Raw genomic sequence first — 14,336 nt, forward strand, 5'->3', positions numbered from 1 at the left:
ACTGGTGGCCGCCGGCGTGCAGCCGTGCGGCATGGGTGGTGTGGAGGGTGTGCGGCGCTCAGTCTTCCCCCCGCTGCGGGGCGATGCGCGGCAGGGTCAGCGTGAAGCGGCAGCCTTCGCCAGGGGCGCTGCGCACCTCGATATGTCCGCCCAGCACGCGGCCCACCAGGTTGTAGACGATGTTCAGGCCGATGCCGGAACCGCCGCTGCCGCGCTTGGTGGTGAAGAAGGGGTCGAAGATGTGCGGCAGGCGGTCGGATGGAATGCCCACGCCGTTGTCGGCGAATTCCAGCACCACTTCGTCCTCACCCTCGGCGCGTGCGGAGATGTGGACCTCGCCGGCGGCGATGCCTTCGAAGCCGTGCACTTCCGCATTGACGATCAGGTTGGAGATGATCTGGCCCAGCGCGCCGGGGTAGCTGTCCATCTCCAGCTCGACCGGTGCTTCAAAGACGATGCGGTGCTGCGTCTTCTTGATGCGCGGGCCCAGGCTGGCCAGCACGTCTTCCAGCACGCTGCGCAGGCGGAACACGCGGCGCTGGTCGCTGGCCTGGTCCACCGCCATCTGCTTGAAATGCTGGATCAGCTCGCCGGCGCGGGCGAGGTTGCGCGCGAGCAGGTCGGTCGCTTCGTTCAGGGCGTCGAGGAAGTCCTCGAACTCGCTACGCCGCAGTGCGCGCTTGGAGGCCTTCTCGATCAACACGCGCGCATCGTCCTGCAGCGCACTGGCCGACAGCAGCGCATTGCCGATGGGGGTGTTCAACTCGTGCGCGACACCGGCCACCAGCATGCCCAGGCTGGCCAGCTTCTCGTTGCGGATCAGCTCCGCCTGCGCACGCTCCAACTCGCCCATGGCTTCGGTCAGCTCGCGGTTGGAAGCCTCCAGTTGCGCGGTGCGTTCGGCGACCAGCTGTTCCAGCTGGCCCTGGTAGCGCGCCAGCTCCACCTCGGCGCGCTGGCGCTCGCCCACCTCGTCGATCAGCGCGCGGTTGACGTCGGCCTGCGTACGGGTGGCGTCCAGCAGGGCCCGGCGCATGGTTTCCTTGGCGCTGGCGAGGGCGTGGATCTCGCGCCAGTTATGGCTCACCACCACCGGCTCGTCCAGTTGCAGCTGGCCGATGCGCTCGGCCTCGGCCACCAGTTGCTGCAGCGGGCGGGCGACGCGGCGCGCCAGGCGCGCGGCCAGCCACCAGGCGGCAAGCATTGCGGCTGCGCCCAGCAAGGCCACCAGCAGCGCTTCGCGCCAGCCCAGCGGAACGAAGTCGGCTTCCGGGGCGAAGGTGGCCACCTGCAGGCGTTGCTCACCCAGCTGCATGGGCCGGAAGGCCGCCAGCCAGGTGCTGCCCTCCGCCTCGAAGCGCAGCAGGCCGCTGTGGCCGGCGGGCTGCCCGCGCCAGTGTCGCAGGCCGGCATCCAGCACCGGCAGGCCCAGTTCCGCGGGTGTCTTCAGCACTGCGGCCTTGATGGCGAGCTCGTCGGCGAAACGTGTGGAGCGCGGCAGGCCAAGCAGGCGGTCGCCCTCGGCCAGCACTGCCACGAAGCCCTCCTTGCCCACCACGATGCGCTGGGTGAAGCGCGTCAGGTCGGTCAGCGTCACGTCATGGGTCATCGCCACGCGACGGCCATCCGCCGCGTGCCAGCGCACCACCACCGACAGGCCCGGCTCCTGGGTGGAGCGGAAGATGTACGGCGCCGTCCAGAACGCCTGTTGCCCGTCGGCCAGCGCCATGCCGCCCTGGAACCAGGGTCGCGTGCGGGCGTCGTAGTCGGCCTGTCGCTCGACCTCGGCGGTCTTCTCCCACTGGGCGTTCCAGGTGATGAAGGTGGCTTGCGGGCCGCGCCGCTGCGGGTCGGTCAGGCGGTTGATCCAGGTGCGGTCCGGCCCGCGCATCAGCAGGACTTCCCGGCCGCTGTCATCGGCCGCCACCATCGAACTGAGGCTGGGCCCGCCGTCGATGAGGGGACGCAGCAGGGTGTTGAAGTCCTCCACCCGCGTCACGTCGATCAGCCCGCGCCGGCCCCACTCGCGGGTCAGGCGGGTGATGGCCTCCAGCCTCTCGGTCTGCGTACCCAGTCGCGCCGCTACCTGACGGGCATGGTTGTCGAACTGGGCAACGGCCAGCGCGCGCGCTGCCGGCCGGTACACGAAGTACCAGGTACCCGCCAGGAACAGCCCCAGCACCATCAGCGCAACCAGCAGCGCGGCGCTGACCAGGCTGCGCTGCAGGCTGCCACGCGGCGGGGAACTCGTCTGGGGCATCGGGGCTCCGGCGGGTTGAACGTCGCGCACCGGGCAGGCGGCCCATCACGCGGCATCAGCTTAACTGCATTGCTAACGTCATTCCTGACGCCAGGCTGAAGGCCGGCGTGCCTCGCGGTGGACACCGCGGGCCTCAGTCCCCCACCGGCTCCGCCTGGTAGTCCCCGAACGCCGCGAAGGCCCGTTCCAGTGATTCGCGCGGCAGGTCCCGCACGATGAACACCAGCCGCGTGCTGCGGTCCGCGTCCGGCCAGGCGGGCAGGGCGCTCTCCGGGTAGCGCTCGTGCTGCACGGCATGGATCACCCGCGGTGTGTCCTCGCCCTCCACGTTCACCAGCCCCTTGATGCGCATGATGCGTTCGCCCACGCCGCGCTGCAGCAGCTCCAGCGCCGTGGTGAACTCCACCCAGCGGAAGGGCCGGTTGAAACGCAGCACATGGGTGCGCACCCGTTCGTCATGGCGCAGCGTCGGCGGCACCGCCTGGCCGAACACGTTGCGGCGGCGCTGCAGGCGCTCCTGCTCATCCGCCGCCGCTTCGTTCAGCCAGCGCGCCACGTCCGCCGTCTTGGTCGCCGGGTCGTACAGGCTCATGCCTTCCAGCAGGCCGGCCGGCCCGCCAGCCAACAGGTCGCCGAGCCGGCTCTTCAGCACGCGCGCGGCGGGGTTCAGCGCATGCACCTTCTCCTCGGCCGCTTCCACTTCGTCCTCGCTCGCCAGGTCGCATTTGGTCAGCACCACGCGATCCGCCATCGCCACCTGGCGCACCGCCTCCTCGTGCTGGCCGAGCTGCCAATGCACATGGCGTGCATCCACCGTGCTCACTACGCCGTCCAGGCGGTAACGCTCGGCCACGAAGAAATCGTGCATCAGCGTATAGATCACCGGCCCCGGATCAGCCAGCCCGGTGGTCTCGATCACCACCCGGTCCAGCTGTTTGATCTCACGCCGCAGCCGGCGCATGAACAGGTCCTTCAGGCTGCGCGACAGGTCACCGCGCACCGTGCAGCACAGGCAGCCGGATTCCAGCAGCACGATCTCCTCGCTCACCTTCTCCACCAGCAGATGGTCCAGCCCCACCTCGCCCACCTCGTTGATCAGCACTGCACACCCCGCCATCGCCGGATCACGCAGCAGGGCATTGAGCAGCGTCGTCTTGCCGCTGCCGAGGAAGCCGGTCAGCAGGGTGACGGGGATGGCGGTGGGGTTGGGGGGGGACATCGGGGGAGGGGTTCCTGCGGAAGGGGCGGACGGAAGGGATTGTCCGGGGTGTTGCTGCGTCGGGCAACGACCGTGCTTGCCGTCATTCCCGCGCGCGGACGCCGAGCTTCGTTCCCTGAGCTTGTCGAAGGGATCGAAGAGGTCGAAGGGCAGGAATCCAGTGTCGTTGCCTTTTCGTTCTGCCGGCTCTCGCCGTGAGTGCGGTGCTTACTCGTTACGCTTGGCCGGGAGTTCGCCCCGGCGGGCGACATACTCTCTGCTGCGCGGCAGAGAGAGTGCAGAGGACGCGCTCCGCTTTTCGCCGCCGTGCTTCGCACGGTTCCCTGCGCTGCGCGCCATGCCGCGCGGCTCCGCAACTCGCCCTCGCTACGCTCGGTGCTCAGACAGTCCTCGCCGTCGCGCTGCGCGCGATCCCTCGTCACGGTGTGCTCCTCAGCGGCTGCAGAGGGGGAGTGGGGCCGTGACTCATCGCCGCTTGCCTCTATGGATGGCGCCGTGTAAAGCATGCAGACGGTATGCTGCGGTCTTGTCTGCAAAGTGAGATTTTTGTCCATTCTGTTGATGGGGTATTGAACAGAAGACGGGCTAGATAGAAATCCTTGTGTGACAAGCCTTTCCGGATGCTGGCAGGCGCCATGTTTAGGAAGCACGCGCCGATGTTATGCAGCAAGCTACTCCCCAAAACAAATTGGGCCCTCATCATGAGTCTCGACGCTAGCATCATCCTCTCTCTCATTTCTCTCATTGTTGCCATTGCAACAGGATTAGCAGCCCATCACTACTTTCAACGGGCCGAGCGCCAACGGGGCGAAGATCTCATTCAAAGTGCTTTAGCAAAATTCGCTCGAAGTCGCGCAGACGCTACGACTCTCAAAAGAGAACGAAGCAAAACAGGACTGCCGCTTGACAGTCATGAGCACTCGTTGTTTGAACAACTTGACTCACTCACAGCTATGCAGGGGGAGGCTGAAAAAGAGTTGATCGAGTTTCTTTCAAGCGGCAAGAAAATCACTTCCGAAATCAAGAACTCTGCCTTGACGATGATCGCGACAACGGAAAGTCTCAATGTGCACGTACAGATGATTTCGGCAAAGCTTCAGAACTTCAACAACAACAGGGTTGGAAAACTCCTCGAGCTTCAAAAACTGCTTCCTCAACTGGAAGAGCAGATCAAAGTCCATCTGCGTAATCCATGACAAAGATGCCCAACAACTCCGTCGAGAGGGACCGCCCACAAGCTGCGCTTGTGGGTTCCCTTCGCGGCTTCGCCGTTACGGCTGCCCCTTACGTCAAATTTTGGGCGTCTTGAGCATGGCCGAGCCAATCAAACATGTGAGCTATGAAGCGGGGCAAGGTTGCTCGGTTCCCGAGTGCGCTCGTTTGGCAGAGTTCGAGGTGTACCTCTACGACTACTACCCGTCGCAAGACATGGAGTTCTTCGAACAAGACTACACCTGCCCATTTCTGTGCTCGGACCACATGGAGGAGAACGAGAGAGAAGCAATAGGCGAACGAAAGCCGCGTGGATCTGTTGACTACCTTTTCTCAAACAAGAGCCACGCTCAGGGCTATACAAAATACGCCCCGGTTACGGACGCTTATCCGCTTCTCTATTCGATTGGCAGCGCTGCGGTTGGCGCGAAACTTGTTCGAGCGGTCGCTGCGGTAAACGACGAGCTAGTTCGTCATCTTGCTTGTCACCCTGAGCTACTTTACGAACTCAACCCGCGGAGGTTCGAAGAACTCGTCGCCGAGCTTCTCAAAGCTCAAGGTTTTGAGCCTACGCTCACACCACGCTCCCGAGACGGAGGGCGTGACATTCTTGCGGCGCGTTCAGACGCTCTTGGAAACCTGCTTTACCTAGTCGAGTGCAAACGATATGCACCGACAAACAAAGTTGGTGTTGAATTGGTTCGTGCAATTCATGGCGTTACCCAAGCGGAGCGCGCCACGAAAGGCGTCATAGTCACCACTTCGTCATTTACAAAGGGTGCGATTGCGTTTGCCTCCCCGCTGCAGTACGCAATCGGACTTCACGACTTTGAGGCTCTGAAGTCATGGCTGAGTGATTTTCAGCACTAGATGAACCAGCCGCCCAACAACTCCCTCACGTCAAACGGTTAGGCGTCACTCATCTGGCGAATTCGCTGCAATAGGACGAAGGGTTACGGACCATGTCCAATGTCACGTTCATTCTTGTCCCTGGTGCCGGTGGGGATCCGTGGTACTGGCACCTCCTGGCGCCCAAGCTCGAAGCGCGAGGTCACGAGGTCGTGCCTGTCGCCCTTCCCGCGGCGGACGATAGTGCCGGACTTCCCGAGTACACAAATGCGGTGCTCAGGGTGCTTGGAAACCGAGACCCGAAATACGTAGTTCTGGTCGCCCAATCCATGGGTGGCTTTACGGCACCGCTCGTATGTGAAAGCGTGCCGGTCAGAGCGCTGGTCCTCGTCAATGCAATGATCCCCAAGCCGGGTGAGCGTCCCGGCGAGTGGTTTGTCAGCACTGGGCAGACCGAAGCAAAGCGGGAACAGAACGTTCGGGATGGTCGCTCGGCGGACGCGCCGTTTGATCCATTGGCGGGCTTCTTCCATGACGTGCCACGGTCCGTGACCGACGAAGCGTTGGCGCGTGGCGAATCGAAGCAATCTGAAAATGTCTTCGCCTCGCCCTGCACGTTCAGAGCCTGGCCTGCCATCCCGATTCACGTACTGGTCGCAAGAGATGACCGATTTTTCCCGGCTGCGTTTCAGCAACGTGTTGTCCGCGAGCGCCTCGGCATCGAGGCAGAGCAATTGCCAGGCGGGCATCTCGTCGCTCTCAGTCAGCCCGACGAGCTAGCAGCACGTTTGTTGTCGTACGTGGCGTGACGTCACGCAAACTTCTATCGCTGTGGCCTCTAAGCGCCTTTCATGTGAAGAGTTGAGCCCATGTAGCCCACGTAGGGAGCAGTAACCCCAGGGCATTGCTCCGGATGTTTTGCGCCCAAGCACCCCCCGTACCCCGGTTTCATGCAACGCCTCATCACCGGCTTTCATCAGGACGAAGAACACCATTGGGTGGCCGAGCTGGACTGTGGCCACAATCAGCATGTGCGCCACGATCCGCCCTGGGTCAGTCGTCCGTGGGTGACGACGGCAGCCGGGCGGGCAGGGAAGCTCGGTGCGCTGCTGGTGTGCCGCAAGTGCGACCGCGGCGAGCCGCGCGACTGGTTTCTTCCCGCCGCGTGAGCCTTCAGCGATAGAAGTAGTAGGTCGCGGTGTAGGGCACTTTCGCCACGGCCTTGAGGTTGCCGGCAGCGCAGGCGGTGGCGGGCGCGAGTCCGCCCACGGTGTCCACGCGCTGGATGCTGCGCGTGCCGGCGAACACGCCGCTGCCGGTATTGCTCTTGCTGGCCAGCAACAGCCAGGGGATGGCGGTGGATGACGGGCCGGGGTCGCGGGCGCGCACTTCACCGACCACCGTGCTGCCATCCGGCGCCCCCCAGGTCGGCCCCGCGTAGTGCTTGCCGAGCGAGGCGCCCGTGCGCGATTCCAGCACCGCCTCCGGCGCCTTGAACGTCCACTCGTAGCTGCCATCCGCCTTCTGCGCGCACTCGTAGATCTGCACGCCTCTGGACAGGGTTATCGAGATACAGCGTCTGGCCGGCGGGTGGGTTCAGCGCTGCGGATACCCCGGGTGCAGTGAGTAGCGGCGTGGTGGAGCAGGCAGCCAGCAGGGCGAGGACGGCGACAGGGTGTGAGGCGGGTGTGAGGCACGGAACGCTCCTTCGTGATGTGGGCAGGCGGCATCGCAGCTCACTGGCACCGGATGCGACGGGCGCACATCTTGGTGAAGGAGTGGAATCGAACTTGACCGGGACACCTGCTGCCTTGTCCGTGACGCTGGAGAACGGCAATTGCCCGAACGGACTACGGCCTCACCAAACCTGGTGTGACGTCAGCGAAGCGTCCTGACTTGGCGTGAGCGGAGTGGCCAGCCTTGCGCACCGATCGCAAAGAACCCTGGCACCTTGCCGACGATGGCGACCCAGCCGAAGACCACGAAAACGAAAGCACACAGCATGCTGGTTACGGCATCCGGCATGACCACAGGCATGACGCCGGCGCGATGCCAGTGGTGACCGATCCCGCACAAGACCACGCCAGCCGCGGAAAGGACCGCCCAGGCCAGCAAGCGGACCCACCATGAGACATGCAATCGGGATCGGGGACTGTTCATGAAGCCCTCATCGCAGCAAGGCCGGCAGCACGATGCACAGGGCGATGATGCCCCCGATCACCCAGGGCAGTCGCGTCGCCGGCAGGAAGCCGAACAGGCGCAATGCCTCTGCGGGGAAGATGTGCCAGCAGTTGGGGCAGCGCACCGCCGGGCCATTTGGCGAATACACGTTGTAGTGGCTGCGGAGGCCGCCGGCAAGCAGTGCCTTGCGGGAGGCGAACTCCGCGGAACACTTCGGGCAGGTTTCTTTCTCGCTCATATCGCTCGGCATTTGTCAGCGCGGGCCAGTTCGGGTTCGCTTCGATACGCAGCAGACCGTTGGCCTCGTCAGTGGTGGTGGAACAGCCCGGTCACCACCATCACGCCGATGCCGGCCAGCAGGCAGCCCACCTGCCAGGCGGCGACATGACGTTCGCGTTCCCGTCGCAGCATGGGGATGAGGTCGGCCACCGCGATGTACAGGAAGCTGGCGGCGGCTAGGCACAGGGCGTAGGGCAGCAGCGGCTGGGCGGAGGCGAGTGCGAAGTAGCCGACGATGCCGCCGGCCACCGAGGCGAGGCTGGAGGCGCCGTTGTACAGCAGGGCGCGGCCCATCGACAGGCCGGCGGCGCGCAGGATCATGAAGTCGCCGGCTTCCTGCGGAATCTCGTGCGCCACCACGGCAGCGGTGGTGGTCCAGCCGAGTATCGGGTCGGTGAGGAAGGCGGCAGCGATGACGACGCCATCGACGAAATTGTGGAAGCCGTCGCCGATCAGGATGGACATCACCGTGTCCTGGCCCACCGCGTGGCTGTGGCCGTGATGGTGGTGACCGTGTGCGTGCCCGTGGCCGTGGGACTGTGCGGTTTCGTGCTCGTGTTCATGCCCGCCGTGGCCGTGGTGTTCGCCATCGGCGTGGTGGTGGTGGCGCCACAGGGAGGCGCGCTCCATCAGGAACAGCGCGAGCAGACCGCCGAGCAGCACGGTGAACAGCATGCGCGGGTCTTCGCCGGTCTCGAAGGCTTCCGGCAGCACGGTGAGGGTGGCGGCGCCGAGCAGTGCGCCGGTGGCGAAGGCCACCATGCGCGGCAGCCAGCGTTGCGGCAGGCCGGCGACGAAGAGGCCGGCGACCAGCAGGCTGAGGAGGCCGCCGATGATGCCGGCGACGATGATGTTGAAGAGGATCATTTTCTTGTTGTGAGCGGTGTGGCGCGGAGGTGGTGTGCTTGCCGGCGCTTACTTGCCGGCGCGTACGTAGGGGGCGGTCTGCTGGGCCGTCAGGCGGTAGCCGGCCTTGCCGAAGGGGCTGTCGGTGGACACGGTTTCCATGCGGCCGGACACCCACAGCGTCGCCATCATCTGCACGTTCTTCAGCGGCTTGTCGAACACCACGTGGATGATCTGGTTGGAGGGTGGCGGCGGCGTGTGGATGCAGGCGCCGAAGTAAGGCACCAGCAGGAATTCCTTCAGGCCGTCCTTGCCGCTGTCCAGTGGCACCACGAAGCCGGCGATGCGCACCGACTGGCCGTTGAGCTTCGGCTCCACCGGCGCGCTGTCCCAGGCGGCGCGCACCTTGTCCATCAGCTGGTTGGCGCGCGGGTCGCCGTCCTGCAGCTTGCCGAGGTCGATGCCCTTGAACACCGCCATCGGGTCCCAGTCGGCCGGCATCAGCGCGTCGAAATTGATCTCGCGGAAGCCGCCGGGCTTGGCACTGGCCGCCGGGGCGGACTGCAGCGTCTCGCCCACCTTGTACTGGGCCTCGGCGAGCTTGCTGAAGCAGGGGGTGAGGGCGAGGATCAGCAGCGAGAACAGCGCCGGGCGCAGGCTGCTGGCGAAGGGGGCGTGGGGCGTGTTGCGCATGGTGTGACCCGTGATCAGAAGCGCTGGCTGAGGCCGTCGGCCAGCGAAAGACGGTAGGCGCGCCAGGCCGGCACCAGGCTGGCGAGCGTGCCCGCCATTATGATCGCCGCCAGCAGGCCGAGTTCGTCGGCGTTGAAGGCCACGCTGCGCAGCGCGACGCCATACTGAGCCTCCACCCAGGGGCCCAGCCCGGCGCTGACGGCGGCCAGCAGCGCGCCACCCAGCAGCACGCCGGCCACGGTGACGATGAGTCCTTCCAGCGCCAGCAGCAGCAGGATGTGCAGCGGCCGTGCGCCCACCGCGCGCAGCACGGCCAGCTCACGCCGGCGTGCGTCCAGCCCGGCGAGGATGGTCGCCACCAGGCCGACCAGGCCCACCGCGACGACCAGCGCGGACACCAGCAGCATGACCCGCTCGCCGACACTGACCACCTGCCACAGCTCGTCCAGCGCCACGCCGGGCATCACGCCCATCAGCGGTTCGTCGCGGTAGCCGGCCACCGCGCGCTGCATGGCGAACACCTGCGCACGGCTCTTCAGCCCCACCAGCACGGCGGTGACCCGCTTGGGCGTGAGGTCGAACTTGCGCACCAGCTCGGGCGGGATGCTCATGCCCGGCAGCGGCACGCCCGCCGCCCAGTCGAGGTGGATGGCCTGCATGCCCTGTAGGCTGATGTGCACCGTGCGGTCCACCGCGGTGCCGGTGCGTGCCAGCACGCCGACCACGGTGAAGGGCTTGTCGGCGTGTTCCGCGCCTTCCAGCCCGCCGCTGCCGTGGGTGAGGGTGATGCGGTCGCCGATGCGATGGCCGAGCCGCTCGGCGACCTCCGCCCCCAGCACCACGTCGAACAGCGTGTCGGTGGTGCCGCCGAAGGCCTTGCCCTCGCGCAGGCGCAGCGACTGTGCGTCGCCGTAACGGTAGCGGGTGAAGTAGTCCGTGGTGGTGCCCAGCACCGGGAAGCCGCGGTAGGAGTCGCCCATCGCCAGCGGCAGCGTCCATGCCACCGCAGGGTGCTGCGTTAGCCACTGCGCGCTCTGCCAGCCGATGTCCTGGGTAGCCTCGCCGAGGCGGAACACGGCGTACAGCATGAGCGGCACCGAGCCACCGCGCGCGCCCACCACCAGGTCGGTGCCGGACACGGACTGCACGAAATTCTCGCGCACGTCGTGGCGCAGGCGTTGCACGCCGAGCAGCAGGGCCGTGGCCAGTGCGATGGACAGCAGGGTCAGCGACAGCGCGAAGCGGCGGTTCCAGGCGCTGCGCAGGGCGGTGTGCAGGAGAGCGGTCATGAATGGGCCTCGATGCAACCGGTTCCTGCCACTTGATCGTCATTCCCGCGGAGGCGGGAATCCAGCGACTTTGCAACAGGGCTGCAACGACACTGGATTCCGGTACGGTCCATGAGCCTGTCGAGGGGCGCAGGAATGACGGAGCGGAGAGGGTGGGTGTTCATGCCGTCACGCCGCTCAGTTCGGTCAGCGACACCACCCGTGCGAAGCGCGCCGCCAGCCGCATGTCATGGCTGACGAACAGCACCGTGGCGCCGGCGGCATCCGCTTCCTGCAGCAGCAGGTCGATGAAGGCCTGCTGGCGTTCGGCGTCCAGCGCCGAGGTGGGCTCGTCGGCGATCAGCAGTTCCGGCCGGCCGATCAGTGCCCGGGCCGCGGCCACGCGTTGCTGCTCGCCGACCGACAGCGCCGTGGCGGCCTTCTGCCAGCGGTCTTGCGGCAGGCCGAGGCGGCCGAGCAGGCGGGCGGCTTCGTCGCGCAGGCTGCCGGCCTGCAGCACGCGCGCGCGCCGACGCGCCGAGAAGCGGCAGGGCAGCAGCACGTTGTCGATGACGGACAGGTAAGGCAGCAGGTTGAACTGCTGGAAGACGATGCCCATGTGCTCACCGCGCAGGCGGTCGCGTGCCGCGCCACCCAGCTGTTCCAGCGCCTGTCCCAGCACCTGCACCGAGCCCTGCTGTGCGCGCAGCACGCCGGCCACCAGGCCCAGCAGGGTGCTCTTGCCGCTGCCGCTGGGGCCGTGCAGGAAGAGGTGCTCGCCGGCGGCCAGCGTCAGCGCCGGCAGGCGCAGCCCGGCCCCGGCCTGGCCGGGCCAGCGGTAATGCAGGTCGCGCAGGGCGACGACCGGTGAAGGGGCAGCCATGTCAGTCGGCGCGGGGCTCACGGGTGGCGAAGGTCCTGGGGGAGATCCTGAGGTTAGCCGGACGAAGCCTAGCGGAACGGTGTGTATCCGTGCATGACGCCGGCTTCGGCCCGACCGCTCTTACCAGGACAGCTTGCGCGACTTGCTGTTCAGCCTGGCGGCGCTCTGGCGCTTCGGCGTCACCAGTACGGCGTCGAACTGGCGGAAGCGCTTGAAGGCGTCGAACAGCTTCACCTCCACGCTGTTCAGCGCAGCCGGGTTGGCGCAGCGGAAGGTCCACTGGGCATCCAGGTCCACGTGGTCTTCGTCGAAGGCGGCCGGCGGGGTGGCGGGCCTGGGTTCGCCCAGCAGCTCCGGCGCGACGGCTTCCGAGGCCAGCTTCACCGACACTGGCGCGCATTGCGCGGCGGCGGTGGGGACGAACAGGGTTTCGGTCTTGCGCAGAGTGGCGGCCATGTTCTTCACCGCCTCCATGTCCTTGGCGTACTTCGGCGCACGCTCGAAGCCGACGAAATTGTCGAGCGGGGATTCCAGCGCGATGGTCAGCGTGTCGCCTTCGACGCTGACCGCCAGTTCGCCGACGCCATGGACGTGCTTGTGGTCGCCATGCGCGCGCGCCAGCGGCGTGGCCAGCGCGGTGGACAACAGGGCGGACAGCAACAGCAGGGACGGCAGACGCATGGCAACTCCTCGGACGACGACATGAAAGCGGACGGGCATTTGAGCACAGGCCGGCCTGTTGTTGCAACCGTGTTGCAGGAGCAAGCGGCTTGCCGGATGGTGGTCCGCGCCCTCTCCCGGCCTGGTCGTCTCAACCGTCGCGCATCAGCCGTGGTTGCATCAGGCCGGTCAGCCAGGCCATGAACACCTGCACCCGTCGTGGCAGGTGGCGGCGGTTGGCGTAGAGCAGGGACACCGGCATCGGCGCCGCGCGCCAGCCGGGCAGGATCTCCACCAGCTGGCCACCCGCCAGCCAGGGCTGCAGGCCGGTTTCCGGCGCCTGGATGATGCCCAGCCCGGCCAGGCAGGCGCGGGTGTAGGCGTCGGAATTATTCACGCTCAGCGCGCCGGGCATGGGGAAGAACCGCGCGTGGCCGTCGCCGGCCGCGTCATCGACGTACTCGAAACCCGCCGCGCGGGCGCCCAGCGCCGGCAGGTAGTGCACCAGGCGGTGGCGGGCCAGGTCGTCCAGCGTCTGCGGCGTGCCATGTGCCGCCAGGTAGGCCGGGCTGGCGACGTTGAGCAGGCGGTAGTGGCCCAGCGGCCGGGCGATCAGGCTGGAGTCGCCCAGGGTGCCGACGCGCAGCACGCAGTCGAAACCCTCGCGCACCAGGTCCACCCGCCGGTCGGTGCTGGACAGCTCGATCTCCAGTCCCGGGTGTTCCGCCATGAAGGCGGGCAGGGCGGGCATCACCACGTCGCGTGCCACCGCCAGCGGCATGTCTACCCGCAGGCGGCCGCGCAGCGCGGCGGGGCTGTCCTGGAACAGGCCCTGCAGTTCCTCGATGTCGGCCACCAGGTCCTTGCTGCGCTCGTAGAAAACCTGGCCGTCCTGCGTCATCTGCACCTTGCGGGTGGTCCGGTGCAGCAGGCGGGTGCCGAGGCGGTTCTCCAGCTGCTGCACGGCGGCCGACACGCTGGCCTTGTGCATGCCCAGGCTGTCGGCGGCGGCGGTGAAGCTTGCCAGCTCGGCAACGCGCAGGAAGATCTGCATGGATTCGAACTGGTTCATGGCGGCTGGATTGTCTTGATATCGACGACAGTCTAGCAATCCGTCGCGCGTTTATCTGGCAGTTGATGCTCAATAGACTGCATTCCGTCGGGCAAGCCTGCCCACCTCACACGGAAAGGACGCGTCATGAACACCACTACCCAGACCCCCGTTGCCCCCATAGCTCTGGTCACCGGCGGCAGCCGCGGCCTCGGCCGCAACGCCGCGCTGAAGCTCGCCGCCCAGGGCGTGGATGTCATCCTGACCTACCGCAGTCGGCGCGCTGAGGCCGACGCCGTGGTGGCGGAGATCGTCGCGCTCGGCCGCCGCGCCGTTGCCCTGCAACTGGATGTGGCCGACAGCCGCAGCTTTGCCGGCTTCGCCGCCCAGGTGCGTGAAAGCCTGCAGGGCGTGTGGCAGCGCGGGCGTTTCGACTACCTGGTGAACAACGCCGGCACCGGCATCCACGTATCTTTCGCCGACACCAGCGAGGCGCAGTTCGACGAGATGGTGAACATCCACCTCAAGGGCGTGTTCTTCCTCACCCAGGCCCTGCTGCCGCTGATCGCCGACGGTGGCCGCATCCTCAACGTGTCCAGCGGCCTGGCCCGCTTCGCGATTCCCGGCTACGCCGCCTACGGCACCATGAAAGCCGCCGTGGAAATGCTGACCCGCTACCTCGCCAAGGAACTCGGTGCGCGCCGCATCGCGGTGAACGTGGTGGCGCCGGGACCGATAGAGACGGACTTCGGCGGCGGCGTGGTGCGCGACAACGCCAGCATGAACGCCCAGCTCGCCGCGCAGACCGCCCTGGGCCGCGTCGGTGTGCCGGACGACATCGGCGGCGTCATCGCCGCGCTGCTGTCGCCGGGCATGGGCTGGGTGAACGCGCAGCGCGTGGAGGCCTCGGGCGGGATCTTCCTTTGAGCATCTGA

The 14,336-nt window shown here is 66.6% G+C and carries 16 protein-coding genes; 5 read left to right on the forward strand and 11 right to left on the reverse strand.

Features of this window, described 5'->3' with window-relative positions; translation table 11 throughout:
- Positions 1–58: 58 nt before the first annotated feature.
- Positions 59–2,260: an ATP-binding protein gene (locus tag VVD47_RS12765; RefSeq protein ID WP_327603851.1), complete on the reverse strand. Its 2,202-nt coding sequence runs from the start codon at positions 2,258–2,260 to the stop codon at positions 59–61.
- 133 nt (positions 2,261–2,393) lie between these two features.
- The gene (locus VVD47_RS12770; RefSeq protein WP_327603852.1) at positions 2,394–3,479 is read right to left on the reverse strand and encodes a CobW family GTP-binding protein; all 1,086 of its coding nucleotides are present in this window, start codon (positions 3,477–3,479) and stop codon (positions 2,394–2,396) included.
- Between the two features lie 701 nt (positions 3,480–4,180).
- On the opposite strand from VVD47_RS12770, the gene VVD47_RS12775 reads away from it, so the two are divergent.
- The 4 genes from VVD47_RS12775 (at position 4,181) to VVD47_RS12790 (ending at position 6,709) form a co-directional block, all read left to right on the forward strand.
- The gene (locus VVD47_RS12775) at positions 4,181–4,675 is read left to right on the forward strand and encodes a hypothetical protein (RefSeq protein WP_327603853.1); all 495 of its coding nucleotides are present in this window, start codon (positions 4,181–4,183) and stop codon (positions 4,673–4,675) included.
- Between the two features lie 115 nt (positions 4,676–4,790).
- Entirely contained in the window at positions 4,791–5,561 is a 771-nt protein-coding gene (locus VVD47_RS12780) for a restriction endonuclease (RefSeq protein ID WP_327603854.1), read from the forward strand.
- Between the two features lie 92 nt (positions 5,562–5,653).
- Positions 5,654–6,349 (forward strand): alpha/beta fold hydrolase, encoded by a 696-nt coding sequence (locus tag VVD47_RS12785; RefSeq protein WP_327603855.1) that lies wholly within the window; start codon positions 5,654–5,656, stop codon positions 6,347–6,349.
- A 141-nt stretch (positions 6,350–6,490) separates the two neighbouring features.
- On the forward strand, positions 6,491–6,709 hold the full coding sequence (locus VVD47_RS12790) for a DUF3565 domain-containing protein (RefSeq protein WP_327603856.1): 219 nt from the start codon (positions 6,491–6,493) through the stop codon (positions 6,707–6,709).
- A gap of 4 nt (positions 6,710–6,713) precedes the next feature.
- Here the strand turns inward: VVD47_RS12790 and VVD47_RS12795 are convergent, their stop codons facing one another.
- The 9 genes from VVD47_RS12795 to VVD47_RS12835 all read right to left on the reverse strand — a co-directional run bounded on the left by VVD47_RS12795 (position 6,714) and on the right by VVD47_RS12835 (position 13,422).
- Positions 6,714–7,088, reverse strand: coding sequence for a DUF3455 domain-containing protein (locus VVD47_RS12795; RefSeq protein ID WP_327603857.1), 375 nt, complete (start codon positions 7,086–7,088; stop codon positions 6,714–6,716).
- A gap of 330 nt (positions 7,089–7,418) precedes the next feature.
- Positions 7,419–7,700 (reverse strand): hypothetical protein, encoded by a 282-nt coding sequence (locus VVD47_RS12800; RefSeq protein WP_327603858.1) that lies wholly within the window; start codon positions 7,698–7,700, stop codon positions 7,419–7,421.
- A gap of 7 nt (positions 7,701–7,707) precedes the next feature.
- On the reverse strand, positions 7,708–7,959 hold the full coding sequence (locus VVD47_RS12805; protein ID WP_327603859.1) for a hypothetical protein: 252 nt from the start codon (positions 7,957–7,959) through the stop codon (positions 7,708–7,710).
- Positions 7,960–8,027: 68 nt separating this feature from the next.
- Entirely contained in the window at positions 8,028–8,867 is an 840-nt protein-coding gene (locus tag VVD47_RS12810) for a ZIP family metal transporter (RefSeq protein ID WP_327603860.1), read from the reverse strand.
- Between the two features lie 48 nt (positions 8,868–8,915).
- Entirely contained in the window at positions 8,916–9,539 is a 624-nt protein-coding gene (locus VVD47_RS12815; protein ID WP_327603861.1) for a DUF3299 domain-containing protein, read from the reverse strand.
- Positions 9,540–9,553: 14 nt separating this feature from the next.
- On the reverse strand, positions 9,554–10,828 hold the full coding sequence (locus VVD47_RS12820; RefSeq protein ID WP_327603862.1) for an ABC transporter permease: 1,275 nt from the start codon (positions 10,826–10,828) through the stop codon (positions 9,554–9,556).
- A gap of 160 nt (positions 10,829–10,988) precedes the next feature.
- On the reverse strand, positions 10,989–11,690 hold the full coding sequence (locus tag VVD47_RS12825) for an ABC transporter ATP-binding protein (RefSeq protein ID WP_327603863.1): 702 nt from the start codon (positions 11,688–11,690) through the stop codon (positions 10,989–10,991).
- A 120-nt stretch (positions 11,691–11,810) separates the two neighbouring features.
- Positions 11,811–12,371, reverse strand: coding sequence for a DUF2796 domain-containing protein (locus tag VVD47_RS12830; RefSeq protein WP_327603864.1), 561 nt, complete (start codon positions 12,369–12,371; stop codon positions 11,811–11,813).
- A gap of 130 nt (positions 12,372–12,501) precedes the next feature.
- Complete coding sequence (locus tag VVD47_RS12835) at positions 12,502–13,422, reverse strand: LysR family transcriptional regulator (RefSeq protein WP_327603865.1); 921 nt, start codon at positions 13,420–13,422, stop codon at positions 12,502–12,504.
- Between the two features lie 126 nt (positions 13,423–13,548).
- On the opposite strand from VVD47_RS12835, the gene VVD47_RS12840 reads away from it, so the two are divergent.
- Positions 13,549–14,328: an SDR family NAD(P)-dependent oxidoreductase gene (locus tag VVD47_RS12840; RefSeq protein WP_327603866.1), complete on the forward strand. Its 780-nt coding sequence runs from the start codon at positions 13,549–13,551 to the stop codon at positions 14,326–14,328.
- Positions 14,329–14,336 lie beyond the last annotated feature (8 nt).

Origin of the sequence: Uliginosibacterium sp. H1 (assembly GCF_036017065.1) — a bacterium.
Lineage (GTDB): Bacteria > Pseudomonadota > Gammaproteobacteria > Burkholderiales > Rhodocyclaceae > Uliginosibacterium.